Origin of the sequence: Mumia quercus (assembly GCF_025506335.1) — a bacterium.
Taxonomy (GTDB): domain Bacteria; phylum Actinomycetota; class Actinomycetes; order Propionibacteriales; family Nocardioidaceae; genus Mumia; species Mumia quercus.
This window is the reverse complement of the sequence record NZ_JANZYO010000004.1, coordinates 55,268-72,058: the sequence shown is the minus strand read 5'-3', so window position 1 is coordinate 72,058 and position 16,791 is coordinate 55,268. Positions and strand designations below refer to the sequence as shown.

Sequence of the window (16,791 nt, the reverse complement as noted above, 5' to 3'; positions counted from 1 at the left end):
GCGCCCCGGGGCGCGCCGCCCACCGGCAGGGCAGGATGACGCGCATGGAGCCGTCGATGGTCGAGTCCGGGCCGGGGTGGACGCTGTGGCGCACGCCGGGCGGGACGTGGGTCGAGACGTGCGACGACCTCGCGGATGTGCTCCCCGAGGGTGTGGACGTGGCGGTGGTCGCCGCCGGCTGGCCGCGCGGGCGGTGGACGTTCACGTTCACCGGGACCGCTGCGCCGTACGAGGCGCCGATGGGCGTCCGTGCCGACCCGCTCCTCACGGCGTCGATGACGGTGCTCGCCGCGGCGAAGCAGGCGAGGGTGCACGGGGCGTTGGCGACCTTCGGCGAGCTCGTCGCGCAGGCCCCGGCGGTCGGCGTCACCGCGGCGCGGGTCACCGCGGTCCTGGACCTCCGGGCGGTGACGGAGGCGGAGCGCGACGCCTTGGCGGATGCGGTCGTCACCGCCGCCCGCGGACGCGCGCAGCGCGACCGTACGCACGTCGAGGTCACGACGGACACGCTCACCGGGGCCCTGCGCTTCGACCCGGACGTCGTCGAGACGCTCTGCGCACGCCTGGGGGCTCCGCCGCTGACCTCCCCGGGCGTGGGCCCGCCGGGGGGCCCCGGCGGGGCCCACGGCAGCAAGGCGGCTGCCGTGGCCCTGCGTCGTCGCGACGACGCCCTGGTGAGGAACGCGCTCGCCGTCCTGCCGTGAGGCCCTCAGCGCTTCGGGGGCAGCGGGACGAACCCGGAGGTGCGGCGCATGTACTCGCGGTACGCCGGGCGCTGCGACATCCGTCGCTCGAGGACGCGCTTGCCGGAGCCGAACGCCAGCAGGTAGATCATGATCGCCGGCGCGAAGACGGTCAGCGCACCGGGCCAGCGGTCGGCGGCCACCAGGAACAGCCCGACCCAGACGCACGCGTCACCGAAGTAGTTCGGGTGCCGCGTCCAGGCCCACAGGCCGCGGTCCATCACCGGGGGCCGCGACTCCTTCGGCTGCGCCTTGTAGCGGTCGAGCTGCCAGTCGCCGACGGCCTCGAAGACGATCCCCACGAGCCACACCACCACGCCGACGTACGCGAGGACGCCGAGCGGACCCTCGAGGAACATCCCGACCTGGACCGGCGCCGAGATCACCCAGGCGAGCACGCCCTGCAGCCCGTACACGGCCGCGACGATCCCGAGCTCGCCGCGGTCGCGCAGGAACTCCTCGTACCGCGGGTCTTCGCCCGAGCCGCGGCTGCGGCGGCCGATGTGCACCGCCAGGCGCAGGCCCCAGACGAGGACGAGGACCAGCAGCAGCCACCGGCGCGCGTCGTCGCCGTGCCCCGCCGAGAGGGCGAACGCGACGACGGCGACCGCGCAGAACAGCAAGCCCCAGGCCACGTCGATCACCGCGTGCTTGCCCGCGATCTTCGCGCTCACGTACGTGACCGCCAGGACGGCCACGACCCCGAGCGCGGTCCACGGCAGGGCACCCCAGAACGCGGAGTCGAGCGAGGACGTCATGCGTCCGTCCTCGTCGCGAGCACCTGGTCGACGCCCATGCGGCCCTGCGCGAAGGCCAGTCCGCCACCGACGAGGTAGAGCCGCCACATCCGGGCCTGCTCCTCGCCGACCAGCGCGACCGCCTCGTCGAAGCGCTTCTCGTACGCCGCCTGCCAGTCGGCGACCGTGCGGACGTAGTGCGTCCGCATCCCCTCGACCCCGAGCACCTCGAAGCCGCCGGCCTCGACGTACGCGAGCGTCTGCGGCAGCGGACGCATGTGCATGTCCGGCGCGATGTAGGTCTCGATGAACGCCCCGCCGCCCGGCGCCGCGTCGGCGCGTCGCGACATCTGCTGGACGAGGACACGCCCGCCGGGGCGTACGTGGTGGCGCAGCACCGAGAGGTAGGTGGCGTAGTTCTCCTCGCCCACGTGCTCGCCCATCTCGATCGACGCGACGGCGTCGAAGCCGCGGCCTCCGGGCGTGCGGTCCAGGGCGTCGAGCGCGCGGTAGTCCTGGAGGCGCACCTCGACGAGCTCGCTCAGGCCGCGCTCCTGCGCGCGCGCCGTCACGTACGCGTGCTGCTGCGCCGACAGCGTGATGCCGACGACGCGCGCGCCGCGGTGCTCCGCGGCGTGCAGGGCGAGGGAGCCCCACCCGCAGCCGACGTCGAGGAGCGTCGACCCCGTGGTGAGCCCGAGCTTGTCGCAGACCAGGTCGAGCTTGGCCGTCTGCGCCTGCGCGAGGGTGACGTCCTCGGCGCGGTAGTAGGCGCTCGAGTACGCCATCGTCGGGTCGAGGAACAGCCCGTAGAAGGCGTTGGAGAGGTCGTAGTGGGCGGCGATGACGTTGGCGTCACGGCGACGGGTGTGCCGCCGGCCGCCGAGCCGGATCTCGCCGGCCGGCGGTCGCGGGCGGGGTCCGAGCGCGCCCAGGCGAAGGGCGGTCGGCACTGCTCCCGCCCAGGTGCGCCAGGTCGGTGCCTCCGGAGCAGGGCGCTGGCTGAACCCCTCCCAGACGGTGCGCAGGCCGTCGGCCAGCGCCTCCGCGCCGCCAGGCACCTCGAGGTCCCCGGTGATGTACGCCCGTGCGAGGCCGAGCTCGCCGGGAGACCAGAGGAGCTGGCGCAGCGCGCGCCGTGAGCGGACCTCGACCAGCGGGGCGTCGGGCGGGCCCGCGGTGCTCCCGTCCCAGGCCCGGACCCGTACGGGCGGCGCCGTGCCGAGGAACGGGGTGACGAGGTCGAGGAGGCGGTGCGCGGCCCCGTACGCGTCGGTCTCGGTCATACGGTCGGATCCCCCTGCTGGTCGGTGGTCGGCTTGACGAACCCGTACTGGACGACGTCGAGGTACCCAGAGCGGAAGCCGGCCTCGGAGTATGCGAGGTAGAACGACCACATGCGCCGGAAGACCTCGTCGAACCCGAGCGTCGCCACCTCGTCGGCACGGGCCTCGAAGCGGGCCCGCCACCGCCGCAGCGTCTCCGCGTAGTGCAGGCCAATGGAGAGCTCGGTCTCGATGTGCAGACCGACCGCCGCCGTCTGCTCGGCGACGACCTCCTTCGACGGGAGGGCCCCGCCGGGGAAGATGTAGGCGAGCACCCACGTGCCGGTGTCGCGGCTGGCGAGCATCCGGTCGTGCGGCATCGTGATGGCCTGGAGGCCGACCCGGCCGCCTGGGACGAGCAGGTCCGAGAGCGTGGCGAAGTACTCGTCCCAGTGCTCGGCGCCGACCGCCTCGATCATCTCCACGCTGACGATCGCGTCGTACGCGCCCTGGGTGTCGCGGTAGTCCTGCAGGAGCACCCGCACCTGGTCGCCGAGGCCCGCGTCGAGGAGCCGGCAGCGCGCGAGGGTCGCCTGCTCCTGCGACAGCGTGATCGTGGTGACGTCGGCGCCACGGTCGGCGGCCTCGAGCGCGAGCTCCCCCCACCCGGTGCCGATCTCGAGGAGCCGGGTGCCCGCACCGACGCCCGCCACGTCGAGTACACGCGCGACCTTGTGGCGCTGCGCGTCGGCGAGAGACTCGTCGCCGAGGTCGGCCGGACCGTCGAGGAGGTGGGCCGGGTCGTCGGAGAAGAGGGCGGAGGAGTAGGAGAGCGTCGGGTCGAGGAAGGTGCGGAAGAGGTCGTTGGACAGGTCGTAGTGGTGCGCGATGTTGGCGCGCGACCCGTCGCGCGTGTTGGCGTCCCCGTCGGGCCTGCGCGGCACCGCGATGCGACGCAGCCGTTGGAGCGGGGCCGGGACGAGCGTCGCGGCACGCTCGGCGAGGACCGTCAGGACGCCCGAGAGGTCGTCCGTCTCCCAGTCACCGGCCATGTACGCCTCGCCGAACCCGATGAGTCCTCGCGAGCCGAGCCGCTCGTGGAAGGCGTCGGGCCGTACGAGGCGGAGCTCGGGGGAGTCCGGCCCGCCCGCGCCGCGGACCGTCCCGTCAGGCCAGATCAGCCGCATCGGGAGCCGGCGAACGACGGTCCGTACGAGAGCGCGCGCGGCGAGCGCCCGCCCGCGGTGGGACGGGACCTCGGCGACGTACGGCCACCGCACGGGGTCGATGGCCGGGGCGGTCTCCTCGGCGCCCTTGCGGGGCGGGGACGAGTGGAGCGTGATCATGCGTGTTCTCCTCGCGGGAAGGGGCGCAGGCCCTTCAGGTAGAGGCGGATGCCGTGCCAGCGGATCGCCGTGCTGACGGCGCGGGTGCGCCACGGGGGGAGCGCGGCGCGCCACAACGAGGCGCTCGCGCTCCGGGTGCCGGCCATCGTCGCTGTGAAGGGCGCGCTTCCGGGACGGTGCAGGGTCACGACCACGCTGAGCGTGGATCCCGGCTCGGGCACGCGGAGGGTGTAGTGGCCGTCGACGGGGTGGAACGGTGACACGTAGAACGCCTTGTCGGTCTGCGCACGGCCGTCCGGGTCGGGGCGGAGCAGGTAGCAGTGGCGTCCGCCGTAGGTGTTGCGGACCTCGGCGACGACGTGGCTGACCTCGCCGTCGGCGTCCTCGCACCAGAACACCGTCAGCGGGTCGAACGCGTGGCCGAGCACGCGTGGCTGCGCCAGCATCCGCACCTGGTGGGGAGGGGCGACGCCGGACTCGGCCAGCCAGGCATCGAGGTTCTCGCGGATGCTGCGCCGAGGGTCGCCGAGGTGGTCGCCGGCATGGAAGCCGGTGAGCCAACGCATCCCGCGCGGGAGCCGCGGCAGGTCGTCGAGGTCGACGAGCCACACCGCCTGCCGTGCGCGCAGGCCGTAGCGGACCGGGTCGCGCCGTTGATGGCGGACGACGACGTCGTAGCGTGCGGTCACCACTCGACCCCCAGGCTCGCGGCCGCCTCGACCCCGGAGCGGCACCCGTCCTCGTGGAACCCCCACCCATGGTAGGCGCCCGCGAAGGCGAGCACGCCGTCGTTGAGCGCGGGGAGCAGCTCCTGGGTCCGGACGGACTCCGGGGTGAACACGGGGTGCGCGTAGTCCATCCGCGCGAGGACCCGGTCGGCCGGGACGTCACCGTCGTGGTTCAGCGTGACGAACCAGCGACGGTCGGTGGCGAGCCGCTGCAGACGGTTCATGTCGTAGCTGACGCGCACGGCGGACGAGCGCGCGTCGCAGGAGGGCATCCGATAGTTCCACGAGGCGGCCGCCCGCGGGTGCCTCGGCATGACGCGGTCGTCGGTGTGCAGGACAGTCGCGTTGCGCGAGTAGCGCCAGGGGCCCAGTGCGGCCATCTGCGCGGGCGTCGGGTCGGCGAGCAGCCGGAGCGCGTCGTCGGCGTGCGTCGCCACCACGGCCGCGTCGAAGTGCCGGCTGTCCCCGTCGCCGTCGTGCACGACGACTCCGTCGTGCACGCGCGCCACGGCGCGTACCGGAAGGCCGGTGTGGGTGGCGGTGAGCCCCTTGGCGAGCCGCTCGACGTAGCGGGCCGAGCCGCCGACGACGGTCCGCCAGGTGGGCGACCCCGTGACCGAGAGCATCCCGTGGTGGGCCAGGAACTGGAAGAGGTAGCGGGCGGGGTACGCGGCGGCCGTCTCGGCGTCGCAGGACCACACGGCGGACACCAGCGGCACCACGAAGTGCTGACGCGTGTAGGCGCCGAAGCGGTGCCGGTCGAGGAACGCGCCCAGCGTGAGGGTCTCGTCAGCGCCGTCGTGCGCGAGGTGGGCGCGCGCCGCGCGGTGGAAGCGGGGGACGTCGGCGAGCATCCGCAGGTAGGCGGGCCGGGCGACGTGCCCCGCGGACGGGAAGAGTCCCGGCAACCCACGGGCCCCGGCGTACTCGAGTCCGCAGCCGTCGCAACGCACCGACATGCTCATCTCGGAGTCCTGGGTCGCGACGCCCAGCTCGTCGAACAGCCGGATGAGGTGGGGGTACGTCCTGCGGTTGTGGACGATGAAGCCGCTGTCGACGCCGACCGTACGACCGTGGGTGTCGAGGAGGTCGTGCGTGTGCGCGTGGCCGCCGAGGCGGTCGTCGGCCTCGTAGACCGTCACGTCGTACGCCCGCTGGAGCAGGTACGCGGCCGTCAGGCCGGACACGCCCGCTCCGATCACCGCTGCGCGTCGTCTCATGCGGCCTCCCTGCGTCGTCCCACGGAGGGGGTTCGTAGGTCAGGGGGCGCTGGATGGGTCCTCGGAGGACTCTTCTGCGTCCGCGTGGTCGGCGAAGGCACGCAGCACGTCGATCGCCTCGGCCAGGAACGTGTGGATGCGTTCGGCCGTGGGGTCGTCGAGATCTGCGGTGAGGCCGCGGATGGCGCCGACGAGCGGCGCGGCGGCGCGGCGGGCGTCTGCGTACGCGGACTCGGTCGGCACGAGGCTCGTCCGGCGCTTGTCGGTCGGGTGGGCCGCGCGCTGCATGTGGCCCGAGGACACGAGGCGGTCGACCGCGACGGTCGCCGACGCCGAGCGGATGCCGAGGTTGTGGGCGAGGTCGCCGACGCCCAGCGGCTCAGGGAGCGCGGCCATGGCGTGGTCCAGCGCCTGCGCGTCGGTGACTCCGATGCCGATGTCGGAGGCGAGGCGCGAGTGGACCGACGGAGCGAGTCGGAGCAGCTCGCGCAGCTGCATCCCGACCTGGAAGCGGACGTCGGTCCGGTCGAACGCAGGCATGGGGTCCACGAGATCATGCTACGGGATAATACCCGTAGATTATCTATCTAACTCAGTCGGGCTTGGGTCGTCAGCGAGGAGTCAGGCGCTGATGACCGTGCTGTGCCATCCCTTGCGCGGCTCGCCGGTGAGGTCGTGCATCACGTGCTTGACCTGCGTGTACTCCTCGAACGAGTAGGTGCTCATGTCCTTGCCGTAGCCCGACTGCTTGTACCCGCCGTGCGGCATCTCCGACACGATCGAGATGTGGTCGTTGATCCACACGCAGCCGGCCTGGATCTCCGCCGACGCGCGCTGAGCCCGGTAGACGTCACGCGTCCATGCCGAGGCGGCAAGCCCGTACGGGGTGTCGTTCGCCAGGCGCAGCGCCTCGTCGTCGGACTCGAACGGCAGGGCGACGAGGACGGGTCCGAAGATCTCGTCCTGCACGGCCTCCGCGTCCTGGGGCAGCCCGGTGAGCAGGGTCGGCTCGTAGAAGAAGCCCGGACGCTCCGGGGCCCGCCCGCCGCACACGACGTCGGCGCCCGCGGCCCGTGCACGGTCGACCATCGCGGCCACCTTGTCGCGGTGCGCGGCCGAGCTCAGCGCGCCGAGGTCGGTTGCCGGATCGGTCGGGTCGCCGACCACGACCTTGCCCATCAGCTCGGCGACGCCGCTGACGAACTCGTCGAAGCGGCTCGCGTGGACGTACGCACGGGTCGCCGCGGTGCAGTCCTGGCCCCCGTTGATGAGCGAGCCCGCGACGGCGCCCCGGATCGCGGCCTCGAGGTCGGCGTCGTCGAACACCACGAACGGCGCCTTGCCGCCGAGCTCGAGGTGCACGCGCTTGACCGAGGCTGCCGCCGTGGTCGCGATCTGCTTGCCGACCGCGGTCGACCCTGTGAAGGAGACCATGCGGACCCCGGGGTCGCCGACGAGCGCGGTCCCGGTCGAGACGCCGGGCCCGTTGACGACGTTGACGACGCCGTCCGGGATCCCGGCCTCGGTGGCCGCGCGGGCGAACATCAGCGAGGTCAGCGGCGTGATCTCGGCGGGCTTCAGGACGATCGTGTTGCCGGCCGCGATCGCGGGGAGCACCTTCCAGGCCGCCATCTGGAGGGGGTAGTTCCACGGGGCGACGGAACCCACGACGCCGAGCGGCTCGCGCCGGATGGACGAGGTGTGATCGGGGGAGTAGCGCCCCGAGGCCTTGCCTTCGAGGTTGCGCGCCGCGCCGGCGAAGAAGGCGGTGTTGTCGATGGTGCCGGGGACGTCGAACTCCGTCGACATCCGGATCGACTTGCCGGTCTGGAGCGTCTCGGCGGCCGCGAGCTCGCCGGCGATCTCCTCCAGCCGTGCGGCCAGGGCGTGCATCGCTGCGCTGCGCTCGCCCGGGGTCGCCCCGGACCACTCCGCGTACGCCGCCTCGGCGACCTTCACCGCTGCCCGCACGTCGTCGGGCGTGGCCGAGGCGAAGGTACGGACGACCTCGCCGGTCGCCGGATTCGTGACCACGACGTCCTCCGGGCCCGAGCCGTCGGTGAAACGTCCTCCGACGTACTGGCCGGCGGGGAAGGAGGCGGGATCGAACGGGCGGCTGGCAGGTGCGCTCATGGCGCGATTCCAGCACGCGCCTCGCGCCGGGACAACACCCGCCCTGTCACCGGAAGGGTCGTCGCGGTGACGAGGTGTCGCCTCAGGCGATGGTCTTGGGCAGGGCGATCACCAGCAGGCCGGCGAAGAACGCCAGCACCACGCAGGCCACCGCGGAGCCCACGAGCTTCGACGACGTGGAGCGGTCCACCACCATCGGCAGCATCCCGACGCCCGCCACCACGGTGAAGACAGCGATCTGAACCCAGGTCGACATCACGGCCCCTTTGCTCGGCTGAGACCAACCTAGCCGTCAGCGCCGCTGGTCGTGCACCATCAAGGCGACGCCGAGCGCGAGCCGGGAGTCCGGGTCGTCGAGGTCGACGTCGAGGATCTGCTCGAGACGGTGGAGCCGCTTGTAGAGCGCCGGGCGGCTGCGGTGGCTCACCCGGGCGAGCTCGGTCTTGTTGCCGCCGACCGCGAGGTACTGCCGGAGCAGGGCGAGCATGCCGTCGTCGTGCGTGGCCTCGTGGACGAGCAGCCGATCGAGCTCGGACTCGGCGAACGCCTGCACCCGCGGGTCGTCGTGCAGCAGGGCGATCAGCCCACGCAGCCGCACGTCGCGGGCGCGGAAGAAGATGCGTCGCCGTCCGGCGGGCAGGGCGTGCGCCACCTCGGCGACGTGCTGGGCGTGACGCAGCCTCGCCCCCGCGGCGCGGAGGGAGGAGGCCTGCTCGCCCGCGCCGACGGCGACCTCGTCGAGCTCGGGCTGGCGGACCACCTGCGTGTGGAGGACCTCGGCGAACGCCTCGAGCGCGGCGTCCTCGGCACGGCCGCCGGCCGCGATGAGGACGGCGACCTCGTACGGCCCCAGCGAGCCGAGCAGGACCGGGACCCGGGCGCTGCGCGACGCCTGGGCGACCCTCTCGACGAGCCCTCGGGCGCGGCGGTGCTGGGCGACCGGGTCGGACGGGCCCGTCCCGCGGGGCGCGGCCCGGACCACCACGGCCACGTATGGGGGTGCCAGCGGCAGACCGAGCGACCGCGCCCGGGCGTCGGCCTCGGCGTCGTCGCGGACCCGTCCCTCGGCGAGCTCGGTGAGGAACCCGCCTTGCGCCTGGTAGGTGATGCCGAACCGGTCGCTCTCGGCCATCCGGCCGAGCTCCAGCGCCTGCGCGGCCCGCTCGAGCACCATCGCCAACCTCGCCTGGTCGGAGGCAGGGTTCACGACGACGAGCCGTCCCCAGCGCTGCTGGAGGCCCACGGGCGTCACCATCCAGCCCTCGGGGCCGGTCAGGCCCGCGGCCCCGGTGGGTGCGGCCAGGCGCGACCGCTTCGCCCAGTCCTTGAGCAGCCCGCTGGCGGGGCGGCCCACCGCGGCGTACGCGACGACGTGGCGGGACAGGTCCTCGAGCACGACGGAGGAGCCGGCGAGCTCCCCGGTCGCCTCGACGATGGCCTGCGCGCCTGCGCCTTCGAGGCTGAGCGCGGTGAACCGTTCGTGGACCCGTCGCGAGAAGTCGACCCGCTCGTACTGCTCGGCGACGATCGCTCGGTGGACCTGCTCGGTGATCTCGACGAAGCGGGTCTTGCGGCGCAGGGCGATCACGGGGAAGCGGCGCTCGCGTGCCACCCGCAGCGCTGCCGGCGGCACCTCGAGGAACCCGTCGCCGGTCTCGACGATCAGGCCCGTCGCTCCGGCGTCGACGAGCTCGGAGACGTACGCCGCAGCGTCGCGGGCGCCGCCCCGCATCGCGAGGCCGGTCGACAGCAGCAGCTCCCCGCCGGTCAGGAGACCGGTGACCTCGCGCACCTCGCTGACGTGGACCCAGCGGACCGGTCGGTCGAGCCGGTCGGAGCCGGCGAGCACCTCGGGCTCGGCAGCGCGGACGGCGTCCGAGGCGAGGACGGCGCGGAGGGTCGGGAGTGCCACGGGATCAGGGTACGGTCGCTTGACGAATCGTCGCGCTCGGGGCCGTGCAGGTGACAGGTCGTCCGTTGCCAGGGTGGCGCCGCAGGGCGCACGCTCGTCCCATGACCACTCCGACCCTGATCCCGCACTGGCTCGACGGCGCCCCGTACACCGGCAGCGCCGAGGGAGCCTCCGCCCGTACCGGCGACGTCACCAACCCCGCCACCGGCGCCGTGAGCGCACAGGTCGCGTTCGCCGACGAGGCCGACGCCGAGCGTGTCATCGGCGCCGCTGCGGCCGCCGCGCGGGCCTGGGGCGAGACCTCGCTCACCAAGCGGACCCAGGTCGTCTTCGCGTTCCGCGAGATCCTCAACGCCCGCAAGGAGGAGCTCGCCGCGATCATCACCTCCGAGCACGGCAAGGTGCTCGACGACGCGCTCGGCGAGGTCACCCGCGGGCTCGAGGTCGTCGAGTTCGCGTGCGGCATCCCGCACCTCCTCAAGGGCGGCTACTCCGAGGGCGTCTCCGGCGGCGTCGACGTCCACTCCAAGCGTCAGCCGCTCGGCGTCGTGGGCATCATCAGCCCCTTCAACTTCCCGGCCATGGTGCCGATGTGGTTCTTCCCGATCGCGATCGCGGCGGGCAACACCGTCGTGCTCAAGCCGAGCGAGAAGGACCCGTCGGCCGCGATCTGGATCGCCGAGCGCTGGAAGGAGGCCGGTCTGCCCGACGGTGTCTTCAACGTGCTCCAGGGTGACAAGGTCGCCGTCGACGCGCTGCTCGACAGCCCCGACGTGAAGGCCATCAGCTTCGTCGGCTCCACGCCGATCGCCCGCTACGTCTACGAGCGCGCCAGCCAGTCCGGCAAGCGCGTCCAGGCACTCGGCGGCGCCAAGAACCACATGGTCGTGCTCCCCGACGCCGACCTCGACCTCGCGGCCGACCAGGCCGTGAACGCCGGCTACGGCTCCGCCGGCGAGCGCTGCATGGCCATCAGCGTCGTCGTCGCCGTCGGTGGCGTCGGCGACGAGCTGGTCGCCAAGATCGCCGACCGCACGCGCACGCTGCGCACCGGTGACGGGACCAAGGGTGCCGACATGGGCCCGCTGGTGACCAAGGCGCACCGCGACAAGGTCGCCTCGTACGTCGACGCCGGTGAGGCGGCGGGCGCCAAGCTCGTCGTCGACGGACGTGAGGTGGTGGCCGACGGCGGTGCGGACGGCTTCTGGCTCGGCCCGACGCTGCTCGACAACGTCACGCCCGACATGAGCGTGTACACCGACGAGATCTTCGGCCCGGTGCTCTCCGTCGTGCGCGTCGACACCTACGACGAGGCCGTCGCGCTCATCAACGCCAACCAGTACGGCAACGGTGTGGCTCTGTTCACCAGCAACGGCGGGGCGGCGCGCAAGTTCGAGTTCGACGTCGAGGTCGGCATGATCGGCATCAACGTCCCGATCCCGGTGCCGATGGCGTACTACTCCTTCGGCGGCTGGAAGAGCTCGCTGTTCGGCGACAGCCACGCGCACGGGACCGAGGGCGTCCACTTCTTCACCCGTGGCAAGGTGGTCACCTCGCGCTGGGGCGACCCGGCCGTCAAGCCCGTGGGCGGGCTCGAGCTCGCCTTCCCGAAGAACAGCTGAGGAGCGTCGATGAGCAACCGCACCTACGACCTCGACCGCGCGCACGTCTTCCACTCGTGGTCCGCGCAGGCCTCCCTCACCCCGATGGTGATCGAGAGCGCCGAGGGCAGCTACGTCGTCGACGACCAGGGTCAGCGCTACCTCGACTTCTCCTCGCAGCTGGTCTACACCAACATCGGGCACCAGCACCCCCGCGTCGTCAAGGCGATCCAGGACCAGGCGGCGACCCTGTGCACGATCGCGCCGCAGCACGCCAACGCCGCCCGGTCGGAGGCCGCCCGGCTCGTCGCCGAGCTCGCGCCCGAGGGGATGGACCACGTCTTCTTCACCAACGGTGGCGCCGACGCGGTCGAGCACGCGGTCCGCATGGCCCGGCTGCACACCGGGCGCCGGAAGGTGCTCAGCCGTTACCGGTCGTACCACGGGGGCACGCAGACCGCGGTCAACCTCACAGGTGACCCGCGGCGGTGGCCGAACGACTACGGCTCCGAGGGCGTCGTGCACTTCTTCGGCCCGTTCCTGTACCGCTCGGAGTTCCACGCGACGACGGAGCAGGAGGAGTGCGAGCGTGCGCTCGAGCACCTCGAGCGCACGATCGTGATGGAGGGTCCCGACACGATCGCGGCGATCATCCTCGAGACGATCCCCGGCACCGCGGGCATCATGCCGCCGCCGCCGGGCTACCTCGAGGGAGTCCGCGCGCTGTGCGACCGCTACGGCATCGTGTGGATCGCCGACGAGGTCATGGCCGGGTTCGGGCGTACGGGCACGTGGTTCGCGCTCGACCTGTACGACGCGAAGCCGGACCTCATCACCTTCGCGAAGGGCGTCACGTCCGGGTACGTCCCGCTCGGAGGCGTGATCATCTCCGAGCCGATCTACGCGACGTTCGCCGACCGCGTCTACCCCGGCGGGCTCACGTACTCGGGGCACCCCCTCGCCTGCGCCGCCGCGGTCGCGACGATCGAGACGATGAAGGACGAGCGGATCGTCGAGGCGGCGGCGACCCTCGGGTCCGACGTGCTCGGCCCCGGCCTCGCCGACATCGCGGCGAAGCACCCCTGCGTCGGCGAGGTCCGTGGCGTCGGTGCGTTCTGGGCGCTGGACCTGGTGGCCGACCCGCAGACCCGGGAGCCGCTCGCGCCGTACGGCGGGTCGAGCCCGGCGATGAACGAGATCGTCGGCGCGTGCAAGAAGAACGGGCTCCTCCCGTTCGCGAACTACCACCGCATCCACGTCGTGCCGGCTCTCAACATCGCGCACGACGAGGCGCGCCAGGGGCTGGAGATCCTCGACGAGGCGCTGTCCCTCGGCGACGCCCACGTGGCGCGGTAGGTCGCCATGACCCGCACCGTCTTCGAGCGGCTGGCGCCGCCCGCAGCGGTCGTCGACGCGTCGCTGTCCGCGACGCGCGACGGCTGCTTCTGGCTGGACGACGTCGATGACGCCACCCAGTACCCGGCGCTGGCCGGTGCCCACTCCACCGACCTGCTCGTCGTCGGAGGCGGCTACACCGGACTGTGGACGGCGGTGAAGGCCAAGCTGCGCAACCCGGGGACACGTGTCGTGGTCCTGGAGGCGCAGACCGTGGGCTGGGCGGCATCCGGGCGCAACGGCGGTTTCTGCGACGCGAGCCTCACGCACGGCGAGGACAACGGCCGGTCGCGCTGGCCCGACGAGTACGAGACGCTCGAACGCCTCGGGCAGGACAACCTCGAGGCGTTGTGCAAGGCCGTCGACGCGCTCGGCATCGACTGCGAGCTCGAACGCACCGGCACCCTCGACGTCGCCGTGGAGCCGCACCAGGTCGCGTGGCTCGAGGAGGGTGCGGGCGAGGTGCTCGACACCGCCGCCGTACGGGCGCAGGTGAACAGCCCCACGTACCTCGCAGGGGTGTGGCACCGCGACTCCACCGCGATGCTGCACCCGGCGAAGCTCGCCAAGGAGCTGGCCCGGGTGGCCGCGGGACTGGGCGTCGAGATCTTCGAGCACAGCGCGGCCGAGTCGCTGGAGTCCTCCGGGCGTCGCGGGCCGGTGCTGGTACGGACGCCGCGAGGCTCCGTCCGCGCCGACCGGGTCGTCCTCGCGACGAACGTGTTCCCGTCGCTGCTTCCGCGCTACGACCTGTTCACCGTGCCGGTCTACGACTACGCGCTGATGACCGAGCCGCTCACCGCTGCCCAGCGTCAGGCGATCGGCTGGGACAACCGTCAAGGCGTCGGCGACATGGCGAACCAGTTCCACTACTACCGCCAGTCCGCGGACGGGCGGATCCTGTTCGGCGGGTACGACGCCGTCTACCACTACGGCGGGAAGGTCCGCTCGGCGTACGAGCACCGGCCGGCGACGTACCGGACGCTCGCGTCGCACTTCCTCACCACGTTCCCGCAGCTGGAGGGCATCGGGTTCACGCACCGGTGGGCAGGTGCCATCGACACGTCGACGCGGTTCTGCGCGTTCTTCGGGCTGGCGAAGCAGGGGCGGGTCGCGTACGCGGCGGGGTTCACCGGCCTCGGTGTCAGCGCCACCCACTTCGCAGCCGACGTGATGCTCGACCGGCTCTCCGGCGAGCGGACGCCGCGCACCGAGGTGGAGATGGTGCGCAAGAAGCCGCTGCCGTTCCCGCCGGAGCCGGCCGCGGCCGTCGGCATCAACCTGACGCGGTGGTCGCTCGACCGCGCCGACCACCGTGGCGGCGCCCGCAACGCCTGGCTGCGCGCGCTCGACGCCGTCGGGCTCGGGTTCGACTCGTGAGCGCCCCGGAGCAGGACCAGCAGGTACGTCACCGGGCAACGGAAGGTAGCCGATGACCACGACCACGACCACGACCACGACCACGGTCTCGCTTCGCGGGATCCGCAAGTCCTACGGGGCGGCGACTGCCGTCGACGGGGTGGACCTCGACATCGCCGAAGGGGAGTTCCTCTCCCTGCTCGGACCGTCCGGCTGCGGCAAGACGACGCTCCTGCGGATGATCGGCGGTTTCGAGGAGCCTGACGACGGGGACGTCCTCCTTTCCGGGACGTCGGTCGTCGGCGTGCCGCCGAACCGGCGTGCCGTCAACACGGTCTTCCAGGCGTACGCCCTGTTCCCGCACATGACCGTCGCCGAGAACGTCGCCTACGGCCTGCGCCAGCGGCGGGCAGGGCAGCCGCGCCCGAGCAAGAGCGAGATCTCCGAGCGTGTCCGCGAGGCGCTCGCGCTGGTCCGGATGAGCGAGTACGCCGAGCGGCGCCCCAAGAAGCTGTCCGGCGGGCAGCAGCAGCGTGTGGCCCTCGCCCGCGCGATCGTGAACCGCCCCGACGTGCTTCTGCTCGACGAGCCGTTGTCCGCCCTGGACCGCAACCTCCGCGAGCAGATGCAGGTCGAGCTGAAGCTGATCCAGCGTCAGGTCGGCATCACGTTCGTCTTCGTCACCCACGACCAGGCTGAGGCACTGTCGATGAGCGACCGGGTCGTGGTGATGAACGCCGGCCGGATCGAGCAGGTCGGGACGCCCGAGGAGGTGTACGGCGCACCGGCGACGGCGTTCGTCGCGGGCTTCATCGGCACTCAGAACTTCGCCGAGGGCGTCGTGAAGGACGGAGCCGTGGTGGCCGGCGGCGTCACCTTCGCGCCCGAGACGACCGTGCTCGACGAGGTCCCGGAGGGAGTCGCGGCACGCGTCGCGGTGCGCGCCGAGGCGGTGAGCGTGACGCCGCAGGCGCCGGAGGTGGGCGCGGCGAACGCCGTCGCCGGCACGCTCGCCAGCACCTCGTTCCTCGGCGACGTCGTTCAGCACGTCGTGCTCGCTGAGGACGGTCGCGAGGTCCTGGCGAGGACGCCGGCGACGGCCTCGCGGGCGCTTGCCACCGGCACGACGGTCTGGGCGACGTGGGAGCCGTCCGCGGTCCACGTCTTCCCGGAGGGCCAGGGATGACGCGCAGGCGTCCGCCCGAGACCGTGCGCGTCCTCGCGCCGCGCTCCGAAGCGGGACGGATCAGCAGACGCGCGCTGCTGGGCGCCTTCGGGGCGATCGGGACGGCGACGCTGCTCGGCTGCGGTGGCAGCCGCACGGTGGCGACCACCGCCAAGCCCGACGGCACGCTCGAGGACCGCCTCAACGTGTACTCGTGGGGCGACTACGAGAGCCCGGACAACGTCCGCGCGTTCCGGGACGCCCACAACCTGACCGTCCAGGTCGACAGCTTCGCGTCCAACGAGGAGATGATCGCCAAGATCGGCGCCAGCAGGGGGACGAGCGGGTACGACGTGCTGGTCCCCTCCGGCCAGTTCGTCCCGATGATGGTGGCGAACGACCTCCTGTCGCCGCTCGACCACAGTCTTATCCCCAACATCTCCCGCCTGGAGCCGGCGTTCACCGACCAGCCGTGGGACCCGGGCAACACGCACGCCGTCCCGAAGGCGTGGGGGACGACCGGGTTCGCGTACGACACGACCAAGATCGACGGTCGTCCCGAGTCCTGGCGCGACTTCCTCGAGCTCGCTGCTGGCCAGGCGAGCGGCTCCGTCTCGCTCCTCGACGATCCGTGGGAGGTGTCGTCGATCTACTTCGGTGCGGAGGGAATCGACCCGAACACGACCGATCCGACGGCGCTCGACGCGGCAGAGGCGTACCTGACGACCGAGCTCGCCCCGCACGTGCGTACCTTCAGCTCGGCGCCGACCCAGAGCATCGTGCAGAACGAGCTCGCGCTGCTACAGATGTACAACGGTGACGCCCGGCTTGCGATCACCGAGTCCGACGATCCCGACCGCTGGCGCTTCGTCTACCCGACACCGACCGCGAACCTGTGGGTCGACACGTGGGCCATCGCGCGCGGTGCGCAGCACGTCGACGCCGCGCACGCGTTCATCAACTTCATGCTCGGCCCCGAGACCGCCATCGGCGAGGTGGACTGGAACGGCTACCCCACCGGGATCGCCGGTCAGCGCGCGCTCGCCGAGGAGTGGGAGCTGGACATGCTCGACCTCATCTTCCCGCCGGACGACGTGGTTGCGCGGCTCACTCCGGCCGAGCTGACCGACGCTCAGGACCGCCTCACCGCGATCCTCGAGCACGTCCAGTCGAAGGCGGGGTGACGA

Annotated in this window: 15 protein-coding genes; 6 read left to right on the top strand and 9 right to left on the bottom strand. The window is 72.4% G+C overall.

Annotation, left to right across the window (positions count from 1 at the left end; translation table 11 throughout):
* Positions 1–44 precede the first annotated feature (44 nt).
* Positions 45–704 (top strand): hypothetical protein, encoded by a 660-nt coding sequence (locus tag NYZ95_RS09680; RefSeq protein WP_262851064.1) that lies wholly within the window; start codon positions 45–47, stop codon positions 702–704.
* Positions 705–709: 5 nt separating this feature from the next.
* On the opposite strand, the gene NYZ95_RS09675 is transcribed toward NYZ95_RS09680, so the two are convergent.
* The 9 genes from NYZ95_RS09675 to NYZ95_RS09635 all read right to left on the bottom strand — a co-directional run bounded on the left by NYZ95_RS09675 (position 710) and on the right by NYZ95_RS09635 (position 10,084).
* Positions 710–1,501 carry a DUF1295 domain-containing protein gene (locus NYZ95_RS09675; protein ID WP_262851063.1) on the bottom strand — a complete coding sequence of 264 codons (792 nt, stop codon included), beginning with the start codon at positions 1,499–1,501 and terminating at the stop codon, positions 710–712.
* Positions 1,498–2,766: an SAM-dependent methyltransferase gene (locus NYZ95_RS09670; protein ID WP_262851062.1), complete on the bottom strand. Its 1,269-nt coding sequence runs from the start codon at positions 2,764–2,766 to the stop codon at positions 1,498–1,500. The genes NYZ95_RS09675 and NYZ95_RS09670 overlap by 4 nt, the downstream gene beginning before the upstream one ends.
* Positions 2,763–4,091 (bottom strand): SAM-dependent methyltransferase, encoded by a 1,329-nt coding sequence (locus NYZ95_RS09665; protein WP_262851061.1) that lies wholly within the window; start codon positions 4,089–4,091, stop codon positions 2,763–2,765. The genes NYZ95_RS09670 and NYZ95_RS09665 overlap by 4 nt, the downstream gene beginning before the upstream one ends.
* Positions 4,088–4,780 (bottom strand): DUF1365 domain-containing protein, encoded by a 693-nt coding sequence (locus NYZ95_RS09660; RefSeq protein WP_262851060.1) that lies wholly within the window; start codon positions 4,778–4,780, stop codon positions 4,088–4,090. The genes NYZ95_RS09665 and NYZ95_RS09660 overlap by 4 nt, the downstream gene beginning before the upstream one ends.
* Complete coding sequence (locus NYZ95_RS09655) at positions 4,777–6,039, bottom strand: NAD(P)/FAD-dependent oxidoreductase (RefSeq protein ID WP_262851059.1); 1,263 nt, start codon at positions 6,037–6,039, stop codon at positions 4,777–4,779. Before NYZ95_RS09655 ends, NYZ95_RS09660 begins: the two co-directional genes overlap by 4 nt.
* A 39-nt stretch (positions 6,040–6,078) precedes the next feature.
* On the bottom strand, positions 6,079–6,579 hold the full coding sequence (locus NYZ95_RS09650) for a MarR family winged helix-turn-helix transcriptional regulator (RefSeq protein ID WP_262851541.1): 501 nt from the start codon (positions 6,577–6,579) through the stop codon (positions 6,079–6,081).
* 81 nt (positions 6,580–6,660) lie between these two features.
* Complete coding sequence (locus NYZ95_RS09645; RefSeq protein ID WP_262851058.1) at positions 6,661–8,172, bottom strand: gamma-aminobutyraldehyde dehydrogenase; 1,512 nt, start codon at positions 8,170–8,172, stop codon at positions 6,661–6,663.
* Positions 8,173–8,254: 82 nt separating this feature from the next.
* Positions 8,255–8,428, bottom strand: a complete 174-nt coding sequence (locus tag NYZ95_RS09640) for a hypothetical protein (RefSeq protein ID WP_262851057.1) — start codon at positions 8,426–8,428, stop codon at positions 8,255–8,257.
* A gap of 36 nt (positions 8,429–8,464) precedes the next feature.
* Entirely contained in the window at positions 8,465–10,084 is a 1,620-nt protein-coding gene (locus NYZ95_RS09635; RefSeq protein WP_262851056.1) for a PucR family transcriptional regulator, read from the bottom strand.
* 101 nt (positions 10,085–10,185) lie between these two features.
* Here NYZ95_RS09635 and NYZ95_RS09630 point away from each other — a divergent pair, with 101 nt between their 5' ends.
* Genes NYZ95_RS09630 through NYZ95_RS09610 form a run of 5 tightly spaced genes read left to right on the top strand, consistent with a single transcriptional unit; the run spans position 10,186 to position 16,788 of the window.
* Positions 10,186–11,706 carry a CoA-acylating methylmalonate-semialdehyde dehydrogenase gene (locus NYZ95_RS09630; RefSeq protein ID WP_262851055.1) on the top strand — a complete coding sequence of 507 codons (1,521 nt, stop codon included), beginning with the start codon at positions 10,186–10,188 and terminating at the stop codon, positions 11,704–11,706.
* A 9-nt stretch (positions 11,707–11,715) separates the two neighbouring features.
* Positions 11,716–13,041, top strand: a complete 1,326-nt coding sequence (locus NYZ95_RS09625; protein WP_262851054.1) for an aspartate aminotransferase family protein — start codon at positions 11,716–11,718, stop codon at positions 13,039–13,041.
* A 6-nt stretch (positions 13,042–13,047) separates the two neighbouring features.
* Positions 13,048–14,460, top strand: a complete 1,413-nt coding sequence (locus tag NYZ95_RS09620) for an NAD(P)/FAD-dependent oxidoreductase (protein WP_262851053.1) — start codon at positions 13,048–13,050, stop codon at positions 14,458–14,460.
* A 52-nt stretch (positions 14,461–14,512) separates the two neighbouring features.
* Complete coding sequence (locus NYZ95_RS09615) at positions 14,513–15,625, top strand: ABC transporter ATP-binding protein (protein WP_262851052.1); 1,113 nt, start codon at positions 14,513–14,515, stop codon at positions 15,623–15,625.
* Positions 15,622–16,788, top strand: a complete 1,167-nt coding sequence (locus NYZ95_RS09610) for a polyamine ABC transporter substrate-binding protein (protein ID WP_262851051.1) — start codon at positions 15,622–15,624, stop codon at positions 16,786–16,788. The genes NYZ95_RS09615 and NYZ95_RS09610 overlap by 4 nt, the downstream gene beginning before the upstream one ends.
* Positions 16,789–16,791 lie beyond the last annotated feature (3 nt).